Below are 22,450 nucleotides of genomic sequence, written 5' to 3'. Positions count from 1 at the left end.
TGCCGTCCCTTAAAGCGGGATAAATTGTCTTGAACGAAGCCCTACTGCTTCGATGGACGCAAACAAAAAAAAGAAAATGTCAGGATTAATTGGTAAAAAAGTAGGTATGACCAGCATCTTCGACGAGACAGGGAAGAACATTCCTTGTACTGTGATCGAGGCTGGGCCTTGCGTGGTTACTCACGTTAAGTCTGTAGAAACAGACGGTTATGCAGCTGTTCAGCTTGCATACGATGAAAAAAAGGAAAAAAACACTACCGCACCTTTAAAAGGCCATTTCGCAAAAGCCGGCACTACGCCAAAACGTAAGCTGGTTGAATTCAAATCATTCGAGGACGAAAAATCATTAGGCGACACTGTTGCTGTTGATATCTTCGCCGTGGGTGATTTTGTTGACGTTGCGGGTACTTCAAAAGGTAAAGGTTTTCAAGGTGTTGTAAAACGTCACGGTTTCGGCGGTGTGGGTATGCAAACTCACGGTCAGCACAACCGTTTACGTGCACCAGGTTCATTGGGTGCTTCATCATGGCCATCACGCGTATTCAAAGGCATGCGCATGGCCGGTCAAACAGGTAATGTACGTGTAAAGGTTCAAAACCTTGAGGTAGTGAAGATCTTCGCTGAGCAAAACCTGTTAGTAGTTAAGGGCTCTATCCCAGGAGCTAAAGGTTCATTTGTTATAGTGGATAAATAAGATGGAAGTTAAAGTATTAAATGTTTCAGGTAAAGAAACAGGTGCCAAGGTGCAGCTTCCTGAATCGATCTTCGCTATAGAGCCGAATGATCACGCTATCTATCTTGATGTTAAGCAATTTTTAGCTAACCAACGTCAAGGTACTCACAAAGCTAAACAGCGTAACGAGATAGCTGGTTCAACTCGTAAACTATACAAACAAAAAGGTACAGGCGGTGCCCGTGCAGGTAGTGTTAAATCGCCATTGTTCAATGGTGGTGGCCGTGTTTTCGGTCCTCAGCCTCGCGATTACAGCTTTAAACTGAACAAGAAGTTAAAATCATTGGCCCGTAGGTCAGCTTTAACTTACAAAGCTCAGGATAACAACATCTTAGTTATTGAGGATTTCAGCTTTGATACCATCAAAACTAAGAGTTATGTTAAGCTGCAGGCAGATCTGAACGTTACTAACGACAAAACGTTATTAGTAATTGCCGGTGCCGAAAATAACAATGTGTATTTATCAAGCCGTAACCTGAAGAAAACTAAGGTAATTTCTGTTGAGCAATTGAACACTTATGATGTGTTGAACGCCGGCAAATTACTGTTAACTACAGGTGCTGTTAAAACTTTGGAGGAAGCTTTCGCTAAGTAATTATGGAAATTTTAAAGAAGCCCTTACTTACAGAAAAAGTAGCTCAGTTAACTGAGAAACTTAACCGCTTTGTTTTCAAAGTTGATCACAGAGCTAATAAGATACAAATTAAAGCCGCTGTAGAAGAAATGTATGGTGTAACTGTAGTTGCCGTAAATACAATGAAATACGCCGGTAAATTAAAAAGCCGTTCTACTAAAGCTGGTGTTGTGACCGGCCGTATCGCTACTTACAAAAAAGCAGTGATAACGTTAAAAGACGGTGAGTCAATTGATTTTTATAACACTTTATAATCAGGGAAATGGCAGTTAAAAGATTTAAACCAGTTACCCCGGGTACCCGCTTTAGAGTAGGTGCCGATTATTCTGACGTTACAACCAACGTTCCTGAAAAGTCGTTGGTGGTAAATGTAAACACCAGGTCAGGTGGTCGTAACCACAGTGGTAAAATGACCATGCGCTACTTAGGTGGTGGTCACAAACAAGCATATCGTTTAATTGATTTTAAACGTAACAAATTTGACATCCCTGCAAAGGTTGCAACTATTGAGTATGACCCGAACCGTTCGGCCCGTATCGCATTGCTACACTTTGTAGATGGTGAAAAAAGATACATGATCGCTCCGGCAGGATTAACAGTAGGCATGACCGTAATATCTGGTGATGCAGTTGCTCCTGAGATCGGAAATACTTTACCATTAAAAAGCATCCCTTTGGGTTCTTTGATCTACAACATCGAGTTGAACCCGGGTCAAGGTGGTGTAATTGCCCGCTCGGCAGGTACTTACGCTCAGCTTGCTGCACGTGATGGTAAATACGCAGTTATTAAATTACCTTCAGGTGAGACCCGTATGATCTTGTCAACTTGCTTGGCTACGATCGGTACAGTTTCTAATGCTGAAAAAGCCAATGAAGTATTGGGTAAAGCAGGCCGTAAACGTTGGTTAGGCCGTCGCCCAAGAGTACGTGGTGTTGCGATGAACCCGGTAGATCACCCTATGGGTGGTGGCGAGGGCCGTGCATCAGGTGGTCACCCACGCTCTCGTAAAGGTTTATTAGCTAAAGGCTACAAAACCCGCGACAAGAAAAAAGCATCAGATCGTTACATCATTGAAAGAAGGAAGAAATAATGGCTCGTTCAATTAAAAAAGGACCTTATATTGATCATAACCTGGATAAAAAAGTACTTGTCCTGAATGAATCAAATAAAAAATCGGTTGTGAAAACATGGTCACGCCGTTCCATGATCTCTCCTGATTTCGTGGGTCACACATTTGCTGTGCACAACGGCAATAAATTTATCCCTGTTTACGTAACCGAGAACATGGTAGGTCATAAGTTAGGTGAATTTGCACCAACCCGTACTTTCCGTGGTCACGCAGAAAAGAAAAAATAAGCAATGGAAGCAACAACAAAAATTAAAAAGTCTGTGCTGGTAAGACAGCAAAAAGACGAAGCAAAAGCCATTCAAGGCGGCGCTGCGGTTGCCAAGTTGAATGACTGCCCAACCTCTCCGCGTAAAATGCGCTTAGTGGTTGATCTGATCCGCGGTAAAGAGGTATTTGCTGCATTAAGCATCCTTAAATTCACTAACAAAGAAGCCGCTATCCGCGTTGAGAAACTGCTGTTCTCGGCTATCAATAACTGGGAAGCTAAGAACGAAGGCAAACGTGCCGACGAGAGTGGCTTATTTGTTAAAGAAATTAGTGTAGGCGGTGGCCGTCAGTTAAAAAGGTTACGCCCGGCCCCACAAGGCCGTGGATACCGTATCCGTAAACGCTCTAACCACATTACTTTAGTGGTGGATAGTAAAAACGTTAACAATTAATTTGAAATGGGACAAAAAGCACATCCAATAGGAAATAGGTTAGGTATCATCAGAGGATGGGATTCTAACTGGTTCGGTGGAAATCATTATGCCGACAAATTAGTTGAAGACGAAAAGATCCGCAAGTACATCGCTGCACGTATCGCAAAAGGTGGTGTATCTAAAGTAGTTATCGAGCGTACTTTAAAACGTATCACTATCACTATCCACACTGCCCGCCCGGGTATCGTTATCGGTAAAGGCGGCCAGGAGGTTGATAAGATCAAAGAAGAGTTAAAGAAACTGACCAAAAAAGACGTTCAAATTAACATCTTCGAGATCAAACGCCCTGAGCTTGATGCACAATTAGTTGCAGAGAGCGTTGCTAAGCAATTAGAGGCGCGTATCTCTTTCCGTCGTGCAATGAAAACTACCATCGCGTCGACCATGAGAATGGGTGCCGAAGGTATCAAGATTATGACATCAGGCCGTTTAGGTGGCGCTGAGATGGCACGTACCGAGCAATACAAAGAAGGACGTATCCCATTGCACACTTTCCGTGCTGATATCGACTACGCTTTGGCCGAAGCTTTAACTACTTATGGTAAAATAGGTGTTAAAGTTTGGATCTGCAAAGGCGAGGTTTACGGCAAACGTGATCTGTCACCTAACATTGGTGCAGCAAGCAGCGCAAGCGCTAAAGGCGGCCGCCCAGAGGGTGGTGGTTTTGGCGACCGTAACGAGCGCGGTGGCGATCGTCGTCAAGGTGGTGACCGCCGTGGTGGCCCAGGTGGCGACCGTCGTGGTGGCCCAGGTCAAGGTGGCAATCGTGGTGGCCAAGGCGGTGGAAACCGTGGTGGCGGCCAAGGTGGCAGGAGATAATTAACTTAAATATGAGATGTTAGATGTGAGATATGGGATATGGATCACATCACCAGACATCGAGTAAAGAATAGGATCGTTTAACAAAGATATATGAGAGTTGAGATGTGAGGCTTCGGTCTCATATCTCACACCTCAGATCTCAAATCTTAAAAATAAAATGCTACAGCCAAAAAGAACCAAGTTCAGGAAGATGCAAAAAGGCCGTATGAAGGGTAATGCCTCTCGCGGTACTGAATTGTCTTTCGGTTCATTCGGTATAAAATCACTCGAAGCGGCTTGGATCACCAGCCGTCAGATCGAGTCTGCACGTATCGCTGTAACACGTTTCATGAAACGTGAAGGCCAGGTGTGGATCAGGATATTCCCTGACAAGCCGGTTACTAAAAAACCAGCAGAGGTACGTATGGGTAAAGGTAAAGGTGCCCCAGAATACTGGGTAGCAGTTGTACGCCCGGGTAGGATCATCTTCGAAGCCGAAGGTGTACCACTGGAAGTTGCTAAAGAAGCACTACGTTTGGCAGCCCAAAAATTGCCGGTACAAACAAGGTTCATCGTTCGTAACGACTACGCCGAAGCTTAAAAATAATGGTTGCTGTAGGTGGTAAACATCATAGGATGAATACCTGCAGTGTAATATCAAACCCTGTAAGTTGTATAGTTGTGAGGTAATTCTTACATACCCAACTTGCAACTTAACAAACAAAGTAAAATGAAGTACTCAGAAATTGCTGCGTTATCAACTGAAGAGTTGACAGCCCGGGTAGGCGAGGAAAAGAAAAACCTTACCAAGTTGAAATTCGCTCACGCGGTCTCAGCTATCGAAAATCCAAGCCGTATCACTAAGATACGTAAGGATATCGCCCGTTTAACTACAGAATTAACCAAACGTAAAGCGGCAGCAGTAGTAGCTGAAGCATAATCATCAAGCAGGAAATGGAAAGAAATTTAAGAAAAACCCGTACCGGCCTGGTAGTAAGCAACAAGATGGAAAAATCTATCGTTGTGGCCGTTGAACGTAAGGTGAAGCACCCTATCTATGGTAAATTCGTTAAGAAGACTACCAAATTTATGGCTCATGACGAAGCTAATACCTGCGGTATTGGTGATACCGTGTTGATCATGGAAACTCGCCCTTTGAGCAAGAGTAAGAACTGGAGGTTAGTACAAATTTTAGAGAGGGCTAAATAAGATGGTACAACAGGAATCAAGGCTTAACGTAGCCGACAACAGTGGTGCTAAAGAAGTTTTAGTTATCCGCGTATTAGGTGGTACCGGTAAAAGGTATGCATCAATTGGCGATAAGATCGTAGTTACCGTAAAAAGCGCTTTGCCATCAGGCAACGTTAAAAAAGGTACTGTATCTAAAGCCGTAGTTGTTAGAACCAAGAAAGAGATCCGTCGTAAAGATGGTTCGTACATCCGTTTTGACGACAACGCAGCAGTTTTGTTAAACAACCAGGACGAGCCAAGGGGTACCCGTATTTTTGGCCCGGTTGCAAGGGAATTGCGTGAAAAACAATTCATGAAGATCGTATCATTAGCACCGGAGGTATTATAATATGGAAAAGAAAGTAAACAAACCTGCCAAACTAAAGATCAAAAAAGGTGATCTGGTTAAGGTGATTGCCGGTGACTCTAAAGGTACACAAGGCAAAATAGTTGAAGTTATCATTGCAAAGAACAGAGCGATAGTTGAAGGTGCCAACATGGTATCTAAGCACACTAAGCCTAATGCTGCTAACCCTAACGGTGGTATCATTAAGCAAGAAGCTGCTATTCATATTTCGAACCTGGCTTTGGTTGATCCTAAAACAGGCTCAACTACCCGCGTAGGCCGCAAGCTTAACGCCGATGGTAAATTGGTTAGGGTATCAAAAAAATCAGGGGAGGAAATTAAGTAATGACTTACACGCCAAGATTAAAGACCAAGTATTCGGAAGAGATACGTACTGCACTGAAAGAGAAATTTCAGTACAAAACGATCATGCAAGTTCCGAAACTGCAGAAAATAGCTATCAACCAAGGTGTTGGTGCCGCTACTACTGATAAAAAACTGATCGACGTTGCGATCAACGAGCTGACCACCATTACCGGTCAGCAAGCTGTTGCTTCTAAATCAAAGAAAGATATCTCTAACTTTAAATTGCGTAAAGGTATGCCTGTAGGTGTACGTGTAACGCTGCGCGACAATACCATGTACGAGTTCCTTGATCGTTTGATCGCTGTAGCTCTGCCACGTATCCGCGACTTTAAAGGTATCAACGATAAAGGTTTTGATGGCAACGGTAACTATACCTTAGGTATTACCGAGCAGATCATTTTCCCTGAGATCAATATCGACAAGATCAACAAGATCATGGGTATGGATATCACATTCGTAACCTCGGCAACTAACGACGTTGAGGCATTAGAGTTGCTTAAACAATTTGGTTTACCATTTAAAAATCAAAATAACAATGGCTAAGGAAGGTTTAAAAGCACGCGAAGTAAAACGCGCTGCGTTAGTTGCAAAATATGCTGAGAAACGTGCCGCTTTAAAAGCAGCAGGCGACTACGAAGGTTTAGATAAATTGCCTAAAGCTGCTTCACCTGTAAAATTGCACAACCGTTGCAAATTAACAGGTCGCCCACGCGGTTACATGCGCCAATTCGGTATCTCAAGGGTAACTTTCCGCGAGATGGCTTTGGCCGGTAAGATCCCGGGAGTGAAGAAAGCAAGCTGGTAATCAGTTAAGCTTAAAGGTGAAAGGTAAAAGGCGAAAGGTGATAAAACACCCCTCGGCTTTGATCTTTCACCTTTTCTCTTTTAAGTAGAGGATGGGTGATAAGCACCCATTTTTTATGTAATAAGGCCGATGTGGCAGATCCGTTAAATAATTACCTTTAACCCTTCGCCATTCAGCTTTTACCTACCCGAAAAAATAGTTGCTAAAAGGTTCAAAACATATGAGTTATGTTTTTAATTTTTTTGTATCTTTGCGCCTCGGTTTTTATAAAGAATTTTAACCGGCAGTAGGTCGCCCCGGATGTTACGGGGATGAAACCGCCGCCACAGCTCAATAAAATGAATACAGATCCAATCGCAGATTATCTTACACGAGTAAGGAATGCCATTAAGGCCAACCACCGGGTTGTCGAAATTCCTGCATCAAATCTTAAGAAGGAGATCACGAAAGTGCTTTTCGACAAAGGTTACATTGCTAATTTTAAATTTGAGGATAACGGTCCTCAAGGCATCATCAAAGTTGCTTTGAAATACCATCCGATCACTAAAGTATCGGCTATCCGCACGTTAACACGCATCAGTAAACCAGGCTTAAGGACATATGCAGGTATGGAGAACATGCCACGTGTACTTAATGGTTTAGGTATCGCCATCTTATCAACTTCAAAAGGCGTTATGTCTGACAAAGAAGCACGTCAGCAAAATGTTGGTGGCGAGGTATTGTGCTACGTTTATTAATAGTTTAAAAGCAAACAAACAATGTCAAGAATAGGAAAAGCACCTATAGCTATCCCTGCAGGCGTTACTGTTACTGTATCTTCGGATAACGTGGTAACTGTAAAAGGCCCTAAGGGACAATTAGAGCAAGCAGTTGATAGCGATATCACGATAGCTCAGGAAGACGGAAACGTGCTGGTACAGCGCCCGTCTGACCAGAAACGTCACAGAGCATTACACGGTTTATACCGCGCATTGCTTAACAACATGGTTGTTGGCGTTACCGAAGGTTACAAAACAACTCAAGAGTTAGTAGGTGTGGGTTACCGTGCTACTAACACAGGTAATACTTTAGACTTAGTGTTAGGTTACTCTCACCACTACGTGTTTGAATTACCAAAAGAAATTAAAGTTACAACAACTGCTGATAAAGGTAAAAACCCTACTATCATCCTGGAGTCTATCGACAAGCAATTGCTTGGCCAGGTAGCCGCTAAGATCCGCTCGTTACGTGCACCAGAGCCTTACAAAGGTAAAGGTATCAAGTTTGCAGGCGAGGTATTGAGAAGAAAAGCAGGTAAATCAGCATCTAAAAAATAATCGTCATGGCAGCTAAACTATCAAGAAGAGAGAGAATAAAAAAAGGCATCCGCAAACGTATTGCAGGATCTGCCGAGCGCCCGCGCTTATCAGTGTACAGAAGCAACAAAGGCATCTATGCACAGATCATTGACGATGTAACTGGTAAAACATTAGTTTCGACATCATCTATGGCCAAAGACTTTACCGATAAAGGCAGCAAATCAGAATTATCTGTAGCTGTAGGTAAACTGGTAGCTCAAAAAGCTATCGCGGCCGGTATAACTTCAGTAGTGTTCGATCGTAATGGTTATTTATACCATGGCCGTATCAAATCATTGGCCGACGGTGCACGTGAAGGTGGTTTAATTTTCTAAACACAACAAGAGATGTCAACAATCAACGTAAAAAGAGTAAAAACAAGCGAGATCGAATTAAAAGACCGCTTGGTAAGCATACAACGTGTGGCCAAAGTAACCAAAGGTGGCCGTACTTTCAGCTTCAGTGCCATTGTGGTAGTGGGCGATGAGAATGGTGTAGTAGGTTACGGTTTAGGTAAAGCAAAAGAAGTTACCGAGGCTATCGCTAAAGGTGTGGATGATGCTAAAAAGAACTTGGTAAAAGTTCCGATCATCAACCAAACTATCCCTCACGAGCAGATCGGTAAATACTCAGGCGGTTTTGTATTCCTGAAACCAGCTGCTAACGGTACCGGTGTAATTGCCGGTGGTGCGATGCGTGCTGTATTAGAGAGTGCCGGTGTACATAACGTACTGGCAAAGTCAAAAGGTTCGTCTAACCCGCACAACGTGGTTAAAGCAACTGTATCTGCATTAGCGCAACTGCGCGATGCCTACACAGTAGCACAACAACGCGGTGTTAATTTAAACAAAGTATTTAACGGATAATCATCATGGCTAAGATCAAAATAACTCAGATAAAAAGCGTGATCGATAGAAGTGAGCGCCAGAAAAAAACTGTTGAAGCGTTAGGTCTTAAAAAGATCAATCACAGCGTGGAGGTTGAAGCTACACCTGCTATTATTGGCATGGTGCGTAAAGTAAATCATTTGGTAGCAGTAGAAAATATTTAATATCATGAACTTAAGTAATTTAAAACCTGCAGAAGGTTCTACTAAAAATAGAAAAAGGATCGGTCGTGGTACCGGTTCAGGCCGTGGCGGTACATCAACCCGTGGTCATAAAGGTGCAGGCTCACGCTCTGGTACATCTACTAAGGTAGGTTTTGAGGGTGGCCAGATGCCATTGCAACGTCGTGTACCTAAGGTAGGTTTCAAAAACCCTAACCGTGTAGAGTACGTAAGCTTAAACCTGGATGCTTTACAGATCCTGGCCGATACTCACTCATTAACTTCTATTGATTTTGAAGTGTTGAAAGAGTACGGTCTGGCATCACGTAACGACCTTGTTAAAGTTTTAGGTCGTGGCGAGCTGAAAGCTAAATTAGAAGTTAAAGCACACGCTTTTTCGGCCACTGCACAAGCAGCTATTGAAGCAGCCGGCGGATCTATCGTAAAACTGTAAATTTCGATGAAGAAATTTTTCACAACATTATCCAATATCTGGAAGATCGAAGATCTAAGAGTGCGTATCATAAACACACTCTTATTTCTTTTGATCTACCGCGTAGGCTCATACGTTGTTTTGCCCGGGGTTGACGCTAACGTGCTCGACTTGCAGAAAAACAAAGACGGTTTGTTGGGCTTGCTTAATATGTTTGCCGGTGGTTCATTCTCCCGCGCATCAATTTTTGCATTAGGTGTGATGCCTTATATATCTGCCTCTATCGTGGTGCAGTTATTGGGTATTGCGGTGCCTTATTTCACTAAAATGCAAAAAGAAGGTGAGAGCGGCCGTAATAAGCTTAACCAGTGGACCCGTTACTTGACAGTTGCTATCACCTTTGCGCAAGCTTATGGTTATGTACACTCGCAAGTACCGGAAAACGCTCAGCTGATCACTAACGCTTTCATGTTCAACCTCATCACTATGTTGGCTTTAACCTCGGGTACATTATTTGTAATGTGGCTGGGCGAGAAGATCACCGACAAAGGTATCGGTAACGGTATCTCCCTGATCATTATGGTGGGTATCATCGCTCAATTGCCAGGTGCAATTATCGATGAGTTCAGCTCACGTGTGATCAGCGGTGGCGGTGGCCCTATCATCTTTATCGTAGAGATAGTAGCCCTGATGCTGGTGGTTATGTTCACTATCCTTGTTGTACAAGGTGTGCGCAAGATCGCAGTGCAGTATGCTAAACGTGTAGTTGGTAACAAACAATATGGTGGCGTACGTCAGTACATCCCGTTAAAAGTTACTGCTGCAGGTGTTATGCCTATCATCTTTGCTCAGGCTTTGATGTTCATCCCGGCTACTGTTGGTCAATTCTTCCCTAAGATGTCGACCAATAGCGTGCTAATGGCTTTATCTAATTACACATCTTGGCAGCATAATCTTGTGTTCGCATTATTGATCATCATTTTCACTTTCTTCTACACCGCTATTACGGTAAACCCTACCCAAATGAGCGATGATATGAAAAAGAATGGTGGCTTTATCCCGGGTGTTAAACCAGGTCAGGCTACATCAAGCTACATTGGTGGTGTAATATCAAAGATCACTTTACCGGGATCTATCTTCCTGGCGATCATTGCTATCATCCCGGCATTTGCAGGCTTGTTCCATGTGAATAGCCAGTTCGCACGTTTCTTCGGCGGTACCTCACTGATCATTTTGGTGGGTGTTGTTTTAGATACGTTGCAACAGATCGAAAGTCACTTGTTAATGCGCCATTATGATGGCTTAATGAAAACAGGCAGGATAAAAGGCCGTAGCGCAGTTCCGACTGCTGCAGGTACTACCCCGCCTGCTATCTAATTGAAAGAGGAATAAAAACTAATGTCAAAGATCGTTTATAAGTCTATCGAAGAGATAGAACTAATAAGAGAAAGTTCTTTGCTGGTTTCCAAAACACACGCCGAGATCGCCAAGATCATCGGGCCGGGTGTTAAAACAATAGACCTTGATAAATTGGCAGAGACCTTTATCCGTGACAACGGAGGGGTCCCTGCCTTTTTAAACTACGGCGGTTTCCCTTATACCCTTTGCATTTCTGTTAACGACCACGTGGTACATGGTTTCCCGGGCAAATACGAGCTTAAGGAAGGTGATATCATATCGGTTGATTGCGGTGTCCTTAAAAACAAATTCTACGGTGACTCGGCTTATACCTTTGCCATTGGCGAAGTAAGCGCGGAAGCTAAGAAGCTGATGCAAGTGACCAAAGAGTGTTTAGATAAAGGCATCGAGAAAGCGGTTGTTGGTATGCGCATAGGCGATATCGCCTACGCCGTACAGGAACATGCCGAAAAGAACGGTTTTGGCGTAGTGAGAGAACTGGTTGGCCATGGTGTAGGCAAACGCCTGCACGAGAAGCCGGAGGTTCCTAATTACGGTAAACGCGGCAGCGGCACCAAACTTGAAGAAGGTATGGTGATCGCGATCGAGCCAATGATCAACGGAGGCAGGGCAGGAGTGAAGTTTTGGGACGATGGATGGACGGTGTCTACTATAGATGGTAAACCTTCGGCTCATTTTGAGCATACGGTAGCCATAAAAAAAGGCAAAGCTGATATATTATCGACTTTTTCTTACATAGAAGAAATTTTAAAAGAAAAATAAAAATTACAAATTATTTTGTTAATTTTGCGTCCCGCTTTAGGGGCGGATTTTTTATCGTAACAGACAATAGATGTGAGATTTGAGACGCGAGATAAGCGCCAAAATGATCATATCGACAAAAAGAAGATAAAGCAGTTGAGTTTAGGTTGAGGGTTGAAATGTCTCAAATCTCATATCTAACATCTCATATCAAAGTAACAATATGGCTAAACAGTCCTCGATCGAGCAAGACGGCACAATAAGAGAAGCATTGTCAAACGCTATGTTTAGGGTTGAGTTAGAGAACGGGCACGAAATTATTGCGCATATTTCGGGCAAGATGAGGATGCACTACATCAAGATCTTACCTGGCGATAGAGTGAAATTGGAAATGAGCCCGTATGATCTGACCAAAGGCAGGATCACCTACAGATATAAATAATTTATTAATATAAAGCGATGAAAGTTAGAGCATCCATCAAAAAACGCAGCGCTGATTGCAAAATTATCCGTCGTAACGGAAAACTTTATGTGATCAACAAAAAGAACCCAAAGTTCAAGCAGCGTCAAGGATAATTAAAACAGAAATTGTGCTGAATTCCGTACAACGGTAGCCGCCGTTCGGTCAGCATTTAAAACCAAACTAAAAATATGGCAAGGATAGCAGGTATTGATTTACCAAGAAACAAGCGTGGCGAAATAGGACTTACCTATATTTACGGTATCGGTCACACCACAGCTGTAAACATTTTGACTCAAGCCGGTATCGACTTGAATACAAAAGTACAGGACTGGACAGATGAGCAGTTAACTGCCATCCGTACCATCATCAACGAGCAGATCAAAGTAGAAGGTGCTTTACGTTCTGAAGTACAACTGAACATCAAACGTTTAATGGATATCGGTTGCTACCGTGGTACCCGTCACCGTAAAGGTCTTCCTTTACGTGGTCAGCGTACTAAGAACAACTCACGTACTCGTAAAGGTAAACGTAAGACAGTTGCTAACAAGAAAAAAGCTACTAAGTAATAAATGATCAGTGATCAGGGACCAAAGCAACAGTGCTTCGGTCTTTGGTCGTTGGGAACAAATTAAAAACGGCTAAGGGTCCGGGTTATTCGTTAACTGAGTAATTCTTAGCAAGATCAAAAAAGACAATGGCAAAAGCTAAAAAAGTAACCAAAAAACGTATCGTTGTTATCGAGGCTGTAGGTCAGGCTCACATCAACGCTACTTTTAACAACATCATCATCACCCTTACCAACAACAGCGGTCAAGCAATTTCTTGGTCGTCTGCAGGTAAAATGGGTTTTAAAGGTTCTAAAAAGAACACTCCTTATGCAGCAGGTCAAGCAGCAGCCGATTGCGGTAAAGTTGCTTATGACTTAGGTTTGCGTAAAGTAGAGGTGTTTGTTAAAGGCCCGGGTTCAGGTCGCGAGTCAGCTATCCGTACTTTGCAAACTACCGGTATCGAGGTTACCACCATTAAGGACATCACCCCGCTTCCGCACAACGGTTGCCGTCCAGCAAAACGCAGAAGAGTTTAATCAATTAATTTTTAAAGCTAAGATTCGCCGGCTGCGGGCCGGTCGATACTTTAAAAGCAACAACAATGGCAAGATATACAGGCCCCAAATCAAAGATCGCACGTAAATTCCGTGAGCCAATTTTTGGCCCGGACAAAGTGTTAGAAAGAAAGAACTACCCACCGGGTATGCACGGACCGTCTAAAAGACGTGGTAAAGAGTCAGAGTACTCTGTGCAATTGAAAGAGAAGCAAAAAGTTAAATACACTTACGGTGTATTAGAGCGTTACTTCGAGAACTTGTTTCACCGTGCTTCTGCTAAAGAAGGTATCACTGGCGAGAACTTGTTAAAATTCTTAGAAGCTCGTTTAGATAACGTAGTTTATCGTTTAGGTATCGCTCCTACCCGTTCTGGCGCACGTCAGTTGGTAGGTCACAAACACATCAACGTTAACGGCGAAGTGGTTAACATCGCTTCTTACCAGGTTAAACCGGGTGACGTGATCTCTGTTCGTGAGAAATCTAAGTCATTAGAGGCTATCACAGCATCAGTTGCAGGTCGTAGGATCAGCAAGTATAGCTGGATAGAGTGGGATGCAAATAGCTTAACAGGCAAATTGCTTAACTACCCTAACCGCGATGAGATCCCTGAGAACATCAAGGAGAACCTGATCGTCGAGTTATACTCTAAATAAGATATGAGCATTGAGATGTGAGATCTGAGACCCCTTTTTCGGGGTCTCAGATTTGGCATTTAAGATAAATCAAATACGAGAACACGAAATGAGATAATTGATCTGTATATTGGTCTCACATCTCATATCTAAAGTCTCACATCTATTAAACAACCAATTAAAAGGATATAAATGGCAATATTAGCATTTCAGAAACCAGACAAGGTTATCATGCAAAAGTCGACTGACTTTGAGGGCACATTCGAGTTCCGTCCGTTAGAGCCAGGCTTTGGTGTAACCATTGGTAATGCTTTACGTCGTATCTTACTTTCATCGCTTGAAGGTTATGCGATCACTTCTGTTCGTTTGTCAGGTGTTACGCATGAGTTTTCGACCATCAAAGGTGTTGTTGAAGACGTTACCGAGATCATCCTGAACCTTAAACAAGTTCGCCTGAAAAAAACAGGTGACTCTGGCGATAGCGAAAAAGTATTCGTTATCATCAATGGTCAAGATAGTTTCAAAGCCGGTGATATCACCAAATTCTCTAACAACTTTACTATTCTGAACCCTGACCTGGTGATCTGCAACATGGATCCTTCGGTTACTTTGGAAGTTGAGTTGACCGTGAACAAAGGCCGTGGTTACATTGCCAGCGAAGAGAACAAAAATCCTGACGCTGCTGTAGGAGTTATCGCTATCGATTCTATCTACACCCCGATCAAGAACGTAAAATATACTATCGAGAACTATCGTGTTGAGCAAAAGACCGACTACGAGAAATTGGTTCTGGATATCGCTACAGACGGTTCTATCCATCCAGAAGAAGCATTAAAAGAGGCTGCTAAGATCCTTATCCAGCACTTTATGTTATTCAGCGACGAGAACATGATGCTGGAAGCACAAGCTAAAGAAGAAACCAAAGAGGTTGACGAAGAGATCCTGCACATGCGCAAGATCCTGAAAACCGAATTGGTTGACCTTGACCTTTCTGTACGTGCGTTGAACTGCTTAAAAGCAGCTGATATCCGCAGTTTAGCTGATCTGGTATCTTACGACGTTGCTGACATGTTAAAGTTCAGGAACTTTGGTAAAAAATCATTAACTGAGATCCAGGACCTGGTTAAATCAAAAGGCTTATCTTTTGGTATGAACCTGTCTAAATTTAAGTTAGACGAAGAATAATTTTAGTGATCAGAGGTTAGAGACCGGTTAATCAGTCTTTAACCTCTTTTCTTTTTATAAGAACTTGATCAGCGAGAATACAGTGACTAATCACTGATCACTAATTAACCAGTCACTGACGAACGCGTAATTCCGAAGGCTTGACCGAAAGGCCGCCCGACGGTATGCACGTGCCACAAACAACAAAACAATGAGACACGGAAAAAAAGTTAATCACTTAGGCCGTACCGACAGTCACCGTAAGGCGATGTTGAGCAACATGGCTACTTCACTGATACTGCACAAGCGTATCACAACTACACTTGCTAAAGCTAAAGCTTTACGCGGTTATGTTGAACCACTGATCACAAAATCAAAAAGCGATACTACGCACTCTCGTCGTACTGTATTTAGCTACTTGCAAGACAAGGATTCTACAAACATCCTGTTCCGCGAGATAGCTGAGAAAGTTGCTAACCGCCCGGGTGGTTACACTCGTATCATCAAATTAGAGAACCGTTTGGGTGACAACGCCGAGATGGCTATCATTGAGTTGGTAGATTACAACACAGTTTACAACAAAACCGGTGAAGCTGCTGCCGCTAAGAAAACTACTCGCCGTCGTGGTGGTAAAGGTAAAGCTGCTGAAGCTGCTCCTGTTGCCGCTGTTGCAGAAGAAACCCCAGTTGCTGAAGAAGCTGCACCAGCAGTTGAAGCAGCTCCGGAAGCACCTGCTGCTAACGAAGAGAACGCAGAAAAAGGCGAATAATTTATCCGCTTTTAAGCATAACAAGAACGCCCCGGTCAGTTTGATTGGGGCGTTTTTTTGTTCGTATGGATATTGGGGTTATCTTAGATGTAGCTGAATGATCTTATGCTAAAAACCTATATCATTATCCTATTCTCGATCCTCTGCTCGCGCTCAATTTATGGCCAATCTAAAGACGTGTTGATGTCGGGCATTCGGCTCGAATTTCAAAGTATCAATTCTGACACGAATTTTAAACGGGTCAGTTTGGAAAACGAAGAGATCTCCGGACCGGCAACTAACGGCGGGCAGGAGCTTGTTGGTTATTTTGAAGGTAGTAAAATAGGAAAGATCAAGGTCTGGGTCGGGCTTTCCAATAGGGTACTTCAACAAGAATATTATTTAAAGAACGATAAGTTGTTCTTCGTTTATATAAAGGAAGAAAGATATGCTGCTAACGACACTACTGTTGATTTGGATCACACTAAGCTTATTCCATCGTCAGAACGTAGGTATTATTTAGATAATGAGAAGATCGTTGAATTGATGAGCAAGGGGAAGGGTGTTTACGGGAATAACTCAACTGAAACGTTTAGTGAACTGAAAGAAGGGGTCTTGGACCACATTAAAACACTTAGATCCCAATTGAAAAATGCTAAATAATAAATGCCCCGACCAAATTGACCGGAGCATTTATTAATAGATGTTTGTTGCGACTTATTTAAAAATTAGTATTCACCGTCAATTCTTTCCATTCCTCCAGCTCCGCTTTGATAGCGCCCATTTGCTGATTAGCCAAATTATAAGCATCCTCACCTAAAAAGAAGTGCACCGGTGGGTTTTCTTCCGAAGCTAATTTGATGATTGCTGCTACACCTTTCTCCGGATCGCCGGGTTGGTTACCGTTGATAGCGTTCTGGTGTGCCTCTTGCGAATCCCTTACTGCCTGGTAGGCATCGATCGGGTTCTTAGGTATGGCTACCGAGCCACTGGTCAGAAACTCGGTGCGGAAATAACCCGGATAAACAGCGGTCACTTTAATACCCAGATCTTTTACCTCCTCAGCTAACGAACCGGTAAATCCTTGCACCGCAAATTTGGTGGCGCAATAGATACCCCATCCTGGGAAGGCAGACGAATAGCCACCGATAGAAGAGATATTGAAGATATGGCCCGACCCTTGTTGGCGCAGATGCGGCATCGCAGCACGGATCACGTTCAATGAGCCGTATACATTCACTTCAAAGTTGCCTTTTGCTTCGTCGTAACTAAGCTCTTCCAGCGCACCGATGAGACCATAACCCGCATTGTTGACAACCACATCCAGCTTGCCAAATTGCTTAACTGTTCTGTCGATAGCTTCGGTTACGCTGTCCTCAGATGTAATATCCATAGCCAGGGGCACGAAGTTGTCTGAAGCTTCAACTGCTGCTGACAGGTCGGCAACCTTACGTGAGGTGGCAGCTACTTTATCGCCTTGTGCTAATAATTGTTTAACGAATTCCAGGCCGAACCCTTTGGATGCGCCTGTTACGAACCATACTTTTTGAGTGCTCATGATGTTTTGATATTTAATTGTTGTGTGTGAAATGAATTAATAGTCGGTAGATTTGGTGAGGTCTTCCCATTGGTGGTAGGTGTTGGCCAATAGCTCCAGCTTACTAAAAGCTCGTGCGTAGGCATCCGAACCTAATAGGAGGTACAAAGGAGGTTCCGTCATCTCTGTAATACCGATCATGGCTTCTACTGCCTTCTCAGGGTCGCCAGCTTGCTGTCCGCTCATTTTGGTGTAGCGCTCGTGAGAGGCGCGGATATCAGCATAAGCATTGATCTTGTTTTTTGATAGCACTAATGAATCGGCATTAAGGAAATTAGTACGGAATGCCCCCGGTGCTACCACGGTCACTTTGATGCCTAAGGCTTTTACATCGTCGGCCAATACTTCGCTCAGGCCGATCACAGCATGTTTTGCCGCGCCGTAAACCGACCAACCCGTGGCCGGTGCGATACCAGCGATAGAAGAGATATTGATGATGTGCCCCGATGACTGTGCCCTCAGGATAGGTAGGGCGTGGCGGATGACATTGATAGTACCGAAGACGTTAATGTCGAAACTATCCTTTACCTCTTTATCGGTCAACTCTTCCAGGCTACCACCAATGCCGTAACCTGCGTTGTTGACCACAACGTCTATACCGCCAAAGGTTTGGTGAGTTTGTTCGATAGCGGCGGCAACGCTGCTATCGCTTGCAAGATCTGCCTGTAGGGGTAGGAAAGCGTCGCCGGTAAAGTCGACGGCTTTAATAAGATCTGCAGTGTTTCGCGAAGTGGCTGCTACTTTAGCACCTGCTTTTAATAATTGTTTGACTAATGAAAGTCCCAGGCCTTTGGATGCGCCTGTAATGAACCATATTTTTTGCTTTTCCATATCGTTTGACTTGATAGGTCAAAGGTATGGCGGCAATGAGGGGAAGCGTTTACATCAATCAAACCAATGCTTGCGAAATTCAAACAACTCGTATGGCGGTAGGGGTAAAGTTAGTATGCTTTTTAAAAAAGTTATTGAAATGGGCCGGTTCTTCAAAGCCAAGGCTATAGCTGATCTCAGCTACGTTCCAGCTGGTATGCTTTAATAGGGCGGTGGCCTCGGCTGTGATACGTTCGGCTATGTGTGCTGTAGTGGTCTTGCCCGTGGTTGAGCGCACTGCCCTGTTCAGGTGATTGACGTGTACAGATAACTGCTCTGCAAAATCACTTGCAGATCTTAGCGTAAAGCGTTGCCCTGGATTCTCGATAGGAAATTGGCGTTCCAACAATTCGGTAAAGACTGCTGTGATGCGGGAGTTAGCATCAGGATGTTGGTAAAGTGTTTCGGTAGGCTGCATCTTCATGGCGAAGTGGATCATCTCGGTCACGTAGTTGCGCAGCAGGTCATATTTAAATCGATAATCTGACTCGATCTCGTCAAACATCTTTTGAAACAGCGTAATAGCTTGTGTTTCCTGGGTTTCATTCAAGGTATAGGCAGGCTTGCCGCCAAGCATGAACATCGGCAGGTCATGGATATTGCCGCGCATGCTTTCTGTAAAGAAGGAGTCCTTAAAAATGCAAAAGAAACCGGTGGTCGTTTCGTCCAAAGGTTCGAATCGATAAGGCACCTGCGGGTTAAAGAAGATCAGCGTAGTGCCGTCCACCTCGATGCTTTTATCGGCATAATGGTAGCGGTGTTTGCCACGGATGAGCGTGATCTTATAGAAATCGCGACGGGAGTAAGGCGTAACCACTTTGCCGCCATTCCAGCAATCCTCTAAACGGAACACATTGAACGCCCCGACGCCGTTTGCCGTAGGCGGGGGTGTGGTACCGAACTTATGGGCGTAAAAATCTTCTAACGTTTCTGTGGTTTGCATGATGCAAAGTTACAGAAATCAAACTATATACAAATTGGGGTCTTCTGCTGTCGGTTAGCAAGGCGTACGCTAATTAAGTTGATCGTTCACGCGTGAATGATCAATTTTGGCTATAACAGGTTGATATTCAGTGGTGTTCATGGGTGTGTTCATGTTCACGCGTGAACACGCTTGTTGGGTTTTGTAACTTATTGATATTCAGTATTGAAAAATGTGCCGTGAACAAAGCGGCGATGAACGATCACAGATCAGGCTTAAAATACCACACTCGGACCAAATTTTACGCCGGCAAGCAACGTAGCCCCGTTATAGCCAAAGTCCCACATGTAATTTTTATAGTTACGGTTGCCCGGATAAGTAGCACTTTCTGAGCCGAATTTGTAACCTACTCCGCAGTAAATATCCAAAAATACAGGACTTCTGTTGTTTGTTAGCCGACCGGCCACGGTGGCGTTGATCATGATGTTCTGTGCCTTAACCACATCCTCAAATTCGCGGTAGCGGTAATATGTAAGGCCGTTACGTTGTTCGGGGATAAAACCTTCGTCGTTATATTTTACATTTACGGCGCGGTAGGTCAACCCCAAGCTGGTGATAATGGGTTTGCTTTTGCCATTTGTAATATAGCTTTGATGGTAAAGACCAATGCCAAAACCGTCGATCCGGTCGCCGTTGAAAGAAAATAAACGCTGGCCGGTATAGATCTCGGGAGTTAGTTCCAAACCAAATTTTTTGCCCGGAAACTTGTAGGCCAGATCAAACTTAAGGGCATTATTAAAATGGAATATCGGTTCCAAGCCAATGGTCATCAACCCGGCGTTGGTGAAAGCGGTTGTATCGCGATGGGCCTCTATCAAGCTGTCCCTTTTTCGGATAAGCGCAGAGTCTCGGGCCGGATCGCGGCGCGATGGATGCGGAGGGAACAACGGCGGTAAGGGCCGCCTTTGGGCCATGCTGTCCAAACATATGAACAATAAAGCGAGGGTGATAAGGAACTTGTACAAGGCGGGGTTAGTTAAGGTTAAGCTTGCTGATCTGCACCAGAGTGCCACCTGCATAATTGAACTGATAAAGGCCGTCTGTAGCTATGCAAATGAGTTTCCCGCTCTGCAAGATCACATCGCGGGCGCCAATGTTGATAGTTTGTTTCAGCACAGGTTTGGCCACGTCGGTAATATCATAAAGCTTCAGGCCGCGGTCGCACACGAATAGGTAGTTACCATCCAGGCCCAAACCGTAAGGTTCGGTCATAGGGTAGCTGAGCAGAAATTTTGGCGCGGTCGGTACTGTAATATCAATTACATCGATCTGATTTTGCCCGATCGTACAGACCGAACTGCTCCTTAACGATGCGAAAGCGTATTTGTCATTCGCTACTACCGGGTCGCAAGCGCGGGCATGCGAGTAACCTCCCAGGTACTTGGGGTTGAACGGGTCGGCGGCGTCGAATATGGACATGCCCGTTTGAGCGCCGATATACAGGAATTTGGGTGTAGCAAAAATGCTTTCGCTATTGGCGTTCAGGTAACTGGTGGCGCGGTACACCGGCAGCGCGGCGTTGGTGATATCGTAGGTATTTAACCGGTTGGGTGTTACGGTATATAGCGTATTACCCGCCACTGCGAAACGGGCCAGCGAACCACCAATGCCCGCATTGGTGCCGGTATTGTTAGGGCCAACATAGTCTTTACCGCATGCTGTAAAAAGCAAGATCAGTACCGCCAGACTTAAGGTTTTTTTCAGGTCGTTCATCATTATTTCTCCCAGCCTACAAGTATGGTATTCGGTGGACGGTTCTCTGGTTTGTATTTATCCGGCACTGATCCGCCATCGGGCGGGGTAAGCTCGGGGAATGCATTCTTAGTACGCGATAAAACATTGATGACCGTGTTGCCGATGCTGCTAAGGTCTATCGCCAGCATATCAACCGCGTTGTCTACATACAGCACATTCCCTTTAACGGCCATATCTACACAACCCGGCACATTGATGTAGCCGCGGTTAACGGGTTTGGCCGGGTCGGTATTATCAATAACGTGGACGCCTTTAAAACGCTCGCTAATGAGGATAAAATTGTCCTTATAATAAACCTTGGCAGGTATCTCGATTGGTACAGGACCATGGAAAGTAATAGACCGTTCTAACGATTCACGACTTAACAGCACGGGGAAGTAGTTGGTCTGCGGATCTTGCTCGTCTCTGCGGCAGCCACTGATCAGGACCAGTAAGAGCAGTAAATGATAAGGTTTCATTTGCCTAAGATAAGCAGCAGGTTTTAATTGGGCAAGGGGTGGAGGTGTTAAGGTTTTGTGAAGGGGGCTTTCATTATTCCATACCATCCATCGTAGGAAAGGCCTGGATGTGGCTGTAGAACCATTTGCCGTTCTTGTCTGTCAAATAGATGTTTATCCGGGCACGTTCGCTGCCTCCCGATCTGTAGTAATATTTAAGGAAGATCATTCGCTTGTTGGTAGAGAAGATCGGCATAGCTATTCGGGTAAACCTCGTTTCATCGGATAATGCTTCTTGTAAATGGATCCCCGGTAACATTGTCGAGTCTAACACCCGGTGCGCCGCATTATACTTTATCTGTTTGGCAAAATAGGCTTTCTCCTTACTGTTCACTTTTAGGTAATCCAGGGTCGTCTTGTCTCCGGTACCCAGATCAGTTATAGTGAACAGGTCGGTCTCCATGATCATGTATCTTAGGTCTTCGCTTTTGATGGCCCATTTTAGGAAGTCGTATTGTTCTTTTTTGGTGGGGACAGATTGTGTGTAAACGATCAATGGGAACAATAACGTTAAAATGATAACGACCTTTTTCAAAATAATGTGAAGATACACCTTTGAACTAAATAAATAGTTATATTTATGCACCTACTTATCAACCTAAACCCGGTAGGAGCGGAAAACCCACAGCGAGGAACGAGCGAGGATCTGTAGCGGATGACGGGGCTACCGGTACTGAAACGTGACAGACCGTTCTTTTTCAAAGTACTTATAAGACTGCTCTGCTTATCGGGGATTGCCACGTCGCTGTTAGAAACTACTCATGATGACTGGGGGGAATATCTGCACATCTTCAATTTCTGTCAACCTGTCATCGATAAGTCAGCCAAACCTGACGTTTTTTGACCTTTTGCCTTTCACCTTTCGCCTTTTACCTGACAATTTACGCCAAACAAATATTGGCACAAGCATTGTT

General features: G+C 44.1%; 37 protein-coding genes. 30 read left to right on the top strand and 7 right to left on the bottom strand.

Annotated elements, in window-relative coordinates; all coding sequences use genetic code 11:
* Positions 1-76 precede the first annotated feature (76 nt).
* The 30 genes from rplC (at position 77) to IRJ16_RS10185 (ending at position 16,498) form a co-directional block, all read left to right on the top strand.
* Positions 77-694, top strand: a complete 618-nt coding sequence (gene rplC / locus IRJ16_RS10330; RefSeq protein ID WP_194111665.1) for a 50S ribosomal protein L3 — start codon at positions 77-79, stop codon at positions 692-694.
* A gap of 1 nt (position 695) precedes the next feature.
* Positions 696-1,328 carry a 50S ribosomal protein L4 gene (rplD, locus tag IRJ16_RS10325; protein WP_194111453.1) on the top strand — a complete coding sequence of 211 codons (633 nt, stop codon included), beginning with the start codon at positions 696-698 and terminating at the stop codon, positions 1,326-1,328.
* A 2-nt stretch (positions 1,329-1,330) separates the two neighbouring features.
* Entirely contained in the window at positions 1,331-1,621 is a 291-nt protein-coding gene (gene rplW / locus IRJ16_RS10320) for a 50S ribosomal protein L23 (RefSeq protein WP_194111452.1), read from the top strand.
* 8 nt (positions 1,622-1,629) lie between these two features.
* Positions 1,630-2,457, top strand: coding sequence for a 50S ribosomal protein L2 (gene rplB, locus IRJ16_RS10315; protein ID WP_194111451.1), 828 nt, complete (start codon positions 1,630-1,632; stop codon positions 2,455-2,457).
* Positions 2,457-2,723, top strand: coding sequence for a 30S ribosomal protein S19 (gene rpsS / locus IRJ16_RS10310; RefSeq protein ID WP_095703461.1), 267 nt, complete (start codon positions 2,457-2,459; stop codon positions 2,721-2,723). The genes rplB and rpsS overlap by 1 nt, the downstream gene beginning before the upstream one ends.
* Positions 2,724-2,726: 3 nt before the next feature.
* Entirely contained in the window at positions 2,727-3,155 is a 429-nt protein-coding gene (gene rplV, locus IRJ16_RS10305) for a 50S ribosomal protein L22 (RefSeq protein WP_194111450.1), read from the top strand.
* Between the two features lie 6 nt (positions 3,156-3,161).
* Positions 3,162-4,016, top strand: coding sequence for a 30S ribosomal protein S3 (rpsC, locus tag IRJ16_RS10300; protein ID WP_194111449.1), 855 nt, complete (start codon positions 3,162-3,164; stop codon positions 4,014-4,016).
* A 160-nt stretch (positions 4,017-4,176) separates the two neighbouring features.
* Positions 4,177-4,599: a 50S ribosomal protein L16 gene (gene rplP / locus IRJ16_RS10295; RefSeq protein ID WP_194111448.1), complete on the top strand. Its 423-nt coding sequence runs from the start codon at positions 4,177-4,179 to the stop codon at positions 4,597-4,599.
* Positions 4,600-4,728: 129 nt separating this feature from the next.
* On the top strand, positions 4,729-4,938 hold the full coding sequence (rpmC, locus tag IRJ16_RS10290) for a 50S ribosomal protein L29 (protein WP_194111447.1): 210 nt from the start codon (positions 4,729-4,731) through the stop codon (positions 4,936-4,938).
* A 14-nt stretch (positions 4,939-4,952) separates the two neighbouring features.
* A complete protein-coding gene (gene rpsQ, locus IRJ16_RS10285) occupies positions 4,953-5,207 on the top strand; it encodes a 30S ribosomal protein S17 (RefSeq protein WP_134335650.1) in 255 nt (84 codons plus the stop codon).
* Position 5,208: 1 nt separating this feature from the next.
* Positions 5,209-5,577, top strand: coding sequence for a 50S ribosomal protein L14 (rplN, locus tag IRJ16_RS10280; RefSeq protein WP_073405786.1), 369 nt, complete (start codon positions 5,209-5,211; stop codon positions 5,575-5,577).
* A 1-nt stretch (position 5,578) separates the two neighbouring features.
* Positions 5,579-5,920 carry a 50S ribosomal protein L24 gene (gene rplX, locus IRJ16_RS10275; protein ID WP_194111446.1) on the top strand — a complete coding sequence of 114 codons (342 nt, stop codon included), beginning with the start codon at positions 5,579-5,581 and terminating at the stop codon, positions 5,918-5,920.
* Positions 5,920-6,483 (top strand): 50S ribosomal protein L5, encoded by a 564-nt coding sequence (rplE, locus tag IRJ16_RS10270; RefSeq protein ID WP_194111445.1) that lies wholly within the window; start codon positions 5,920-5,922, stop codon positions 6,481-6,483. The genes rplX and rplE overlap by 1 nt, the downstream gene beginning before the upstream one ends.
* Entirely contained in the window at positions 6,476-6,745 is a 270-nt protein-coding gene (gene rpsN / locus IRJ16_RS10265) for a 30S ribosomal protein S14 (RefSeq protein ID WP_194111444.1), read from the top strand. Before rplE ends, rpsN begins: the two co-directional genes overlap by 8 nt.
* A gap of 338 nt (positions 6,746-7,083) precedes the next feature.
* Positions 7,084-7,482, top strand: a complete 399-nt coding sequence (gene rpsH, locus IRJ16_RS10260) for a 30S ribosomal protein S8 (protein ID WP_194111443.1) — start codon at positions 7,084-7,086, stop codon at positions 7,480-7,482.
* A 21-nt stretch (positions 7,483-7,503) separates the two neighbouring features.
* Positions 7,504-8,061: a 50S ribosomal protein L6 gene (gene rplF, locus IRJ16_RS10255; protein WP_194111442.1), complete on the top strand. Its 558-nt coding sequence runs from the start codon at positions 7,504-7,506 to the stop codon at positions 8,059-8,061.
* Between the two features lie 5 nt (positions 8,062-8,066).
* Positions 8,067-8,417, top strand: coding sequence for a 50S ribosomal protein L18 (gene rplR, locus IRJ16_RS10250; RefSeq protein ID WP_194111441.1), 351 nt, complete (start codon positions 8,067-8,069; stop codon positions 8,415-8,417).
* 12 nt (positions 8,418-8,429) lie between these two features.
* Positions 8,430-8,948, top strand: a complete 519-nt coding sequence (rpsE, locus tag IRJ16_RS10245) for a 30S ribosomal protein S5 (protein WP_194111440.1) — start codon at positions 8,430-8,432, stop codon at positions 8,946-8,948.
* A 5-nt stretch (positions 8,949-8,953) separates the two neighbouring features.
* A complete protein-coding gene (gene rpmD, locus IRJ16_RS10240; RefSeq protein ID WP_228080007.1) occupies positions 8,954-9,133 on the top strand; it encodes a 50S ribosomal protein L30 in 180 nt (59 codons plus the stop codon).
* A 4-nt stretch (positions 9,134-9,137) separates the two neighbouring features.
* Positions 9,138-9,584: a 50S ribosomal protein L15 gene (gene rplO, locus IRJ16_RS10235; RefSeq protein ID WP_194111439.1), complete on the top strand. Its 447-nt coding sequence runs from the start codon at positions 9,138-9,140 to the stop codon at positions 9,582-9,584.
* A 6-nt stretch (positions 9,585-9,590) separates the two neighbouring features.
* Positions 9,591-10,940 (top strand): preprotein translocase subunit SecY, encoded by a 1,350-nt coding sequence (gene secY / locus IRJ16_RS10230; protein ID WP_194111438.1) that lies wholly within the window; start codon positions 9,591-9,593, stop codon positions 10,938-10,940.
* A gap of 21 nt (positions 10,941-10,961) precedes the next feature.
* Positions 10,962-11,744, top strand: a complete 783-nt coding sequence (gene map, locus IRJ16_RS10225; RefSeq protein WP_194111437.1) for a type I methionyl aminopeptidase — start codon at positions 10,962-10,964, stop codon at positions 11,742-11,744.
* Between the two features lie 202 nt (positions 11,745-11,946).
* Complete coding sequence (infA, locus tag IRJ16_RS10220) at positions 11,947-12,165, top strand: translation initiation factor IF-1 (protein WP_022833270.1); 219 nt, start codon at positions 11,947-11,949, stop codon at positions 12,163-12,165.
* A 17-nt stretch (positions 12,166-12,182) separates the two neighbouring features.
* The gene (ykgO, locus tag IRJ16_RS10215) at positions 12,183-12,299 is read left to right on the top strand and encodes a type B 50S ribosomal protein L36 (protein ID WP_022833269.1); all 117 of its coding nucleotides are present in this window, start codon (positions 12,183-12,185) and stop codon (positions 12,297-12,299) included.
* 75 nt (positions 12,300-12,374) lie between these two features.
* A complete protein-coding gene (gene rpsM / locus IRJ16_RS10210) occupies positions 12,375-12,752 on the top strand; it encodes a 30S ribosomal protein S13 (RefSeq protein ID WP_194111436.1) in 378 nt (125 codons plus the stop codon).
* 128 nt (positions 12,753-12,880) lie between these two features.
* Positions 12,881-13,270, top strand: a complete 390-nt coding sequence (gene rpsK, locus IRJ16_RS10205) for a 30S ribosomal protein S11 (RefSeq protein WP_194111435.1) — start codon at positions 12,881-12,883, stop codon at positions 13,268-13,270.
* A gap of 65 nt (positions 13,271-13,335) precedes the next feature.
* Positions 13,336-13,944, top strand: coding sequence for a 30S ribosomal protein S4 (gene rpsD, locus IRJ16_RS10200; protein ID WP_194111434.1), 609 nt, complete (start codon positions 13,336-13,338; stop codon positions 13,942-13,944).
* A 171-nt stretch (positions 13,945-14,115) separates the two neighbouring features.
* A complete protein-coding gene (locus tag IRJ16_RS10195) occupies positions 14,116-15,108 on the top strand; it encodes a DNA-directed RNA polymerase subunit alpha (RefSeq protein ID WP_194111433.1) in 993 nt (330 codons plus the stop codon).
* 190 nt (positions 15,109-15,298) lie between these two features.
* Positions 15,299-15,856, top strand: coding sequence for a 50S ribosomal protein L17 (rplQ, locus tag IRJ16_RS10190; RefSeq protein ID WP_194111432.1), 558 nt, complete (start codon positions 15,299-15,301; stop codon positions 15,854-15,856).
* 246 nt (positions 15,857-16,102) lie between these two features.
* Positions 16,103-16,498 (top strand): hypothetical protein, encoded by a 396-nt coding sequence (locus IRJ16_RS10185; RefSeq protein ID WP_194111431.1) that lies wholly within the window; start codon positions 16,103-16,105, stop codon positions 16,496-16,498.
* 58 nt (positions 16,499-16,556) lie between these two features.
* Here IRJ16_RS10185 and IRJ16_RS10180 read toward each other — a convergent pair whose 3' ends face one another.
* From IRJ16_RS10180 to IRJ16_RS10150, 7 genes are all read right to left on the bottom strand, one after another.
* A complete protein-coding gene (locus IRJ16_RS10180; RefSeq protein ID WP_194111430.1) occupies positions 16,557-17,393 on the bottom strand; it encodes an SDR family NAD(P)-dependent oxidoreductase in 837 nt (278 codons plus the stop codon).
* 36 nt (positions 17,394-17,429) lie between these two features.
* Positions 17,430-18,263, bottom strand: a complete 834-nt coding sequence (locus tag IRJ16_RS10175; protein ID WP_194111429.1) for an SDR family NAD(P)-dependent oxidoreductase — start codon at positions 18,261-18,263, stop codon at positions 17,430-17,432.
* Between the two features lie 79 nt (positions 18,264-18,342).
* Positions 18,343-19,245 (bottom strand): helix-turn-helix domain-containing protein, encoded by a 903-nt coding sequence (locus IRJ16_RS10170; RefSeq protein WP_194111428.1) that lies wholly within the window; start codon positions 19,243-19,245, stop codon positions 18,343-18,345.
* A 254-nt stretch (positions 19,246-19,499) separates the two neighbouring features.
* On the bottom strand, positions 19,500-20,249 hold the full coding sequence (locus tag IRJ16_RS10165) for a hypothetical protein (protein ID WP_194111427.1): 750 nt from the start codon (positions 20,247-20,249) through the stop codon (positions 19,500-19,502).
* Between the two features lie 7 nt (positions 20,250-20,256).
* Positions 20,257-20,997, bottom strand: a complete 741-nt coding sequence (locus IRJ16_RS10160; RefSeq protein ID WP_194111426.1) for an LVIVD repeat-containing protein — start codon at positions 20,995-20,997, stop codon at positions 20,257-20,259.
* A 2-nt stretch (positions 20,998-20,999) separates the two neighbouring features.
* Complete coding sequence (locus IRJ16_RS10155; RefSeq protein WP_194111425.1) at positions 21,000-21,497, bottom strand: LVIVD repeat-containing protein; 498 nt, start codon at positions 21,495-21,497, stop codon at positions 21,000-21,002.
* A gap of 73 nt (positions 21,498-21,570) precedes the next feature.
* Positions 21,571-22,071 carry a hypothetical protein gene (locus tag IRJ16_RS10150; protein WP_194111424.1) on the bottom strand — a complete coding sequence of 167 codons (501 nt, stop codon included), beginning with the start codon at positions 22,069-22,071 and terminating at the stop codon, positions 21,571-21,573.
* Positions 22,072-22,450 lie beyond the last annotated feature (379 nt).

Source organism: Mucilaginibacter myungsuensis (assembly GCF_015222005.1).
Classification (GTDB): Bacteria; Bacteroidota; Bacteroidia; order Sphingobacteriales; family Sphingobacteriaceae; genus Mucilaginibacter; species Mucilaginibacter myungsuensis.
Note: the sequence above shows the minus strand (reverse complement) of the source record. Positions and strands in the feature narration are given on the sequence as shown.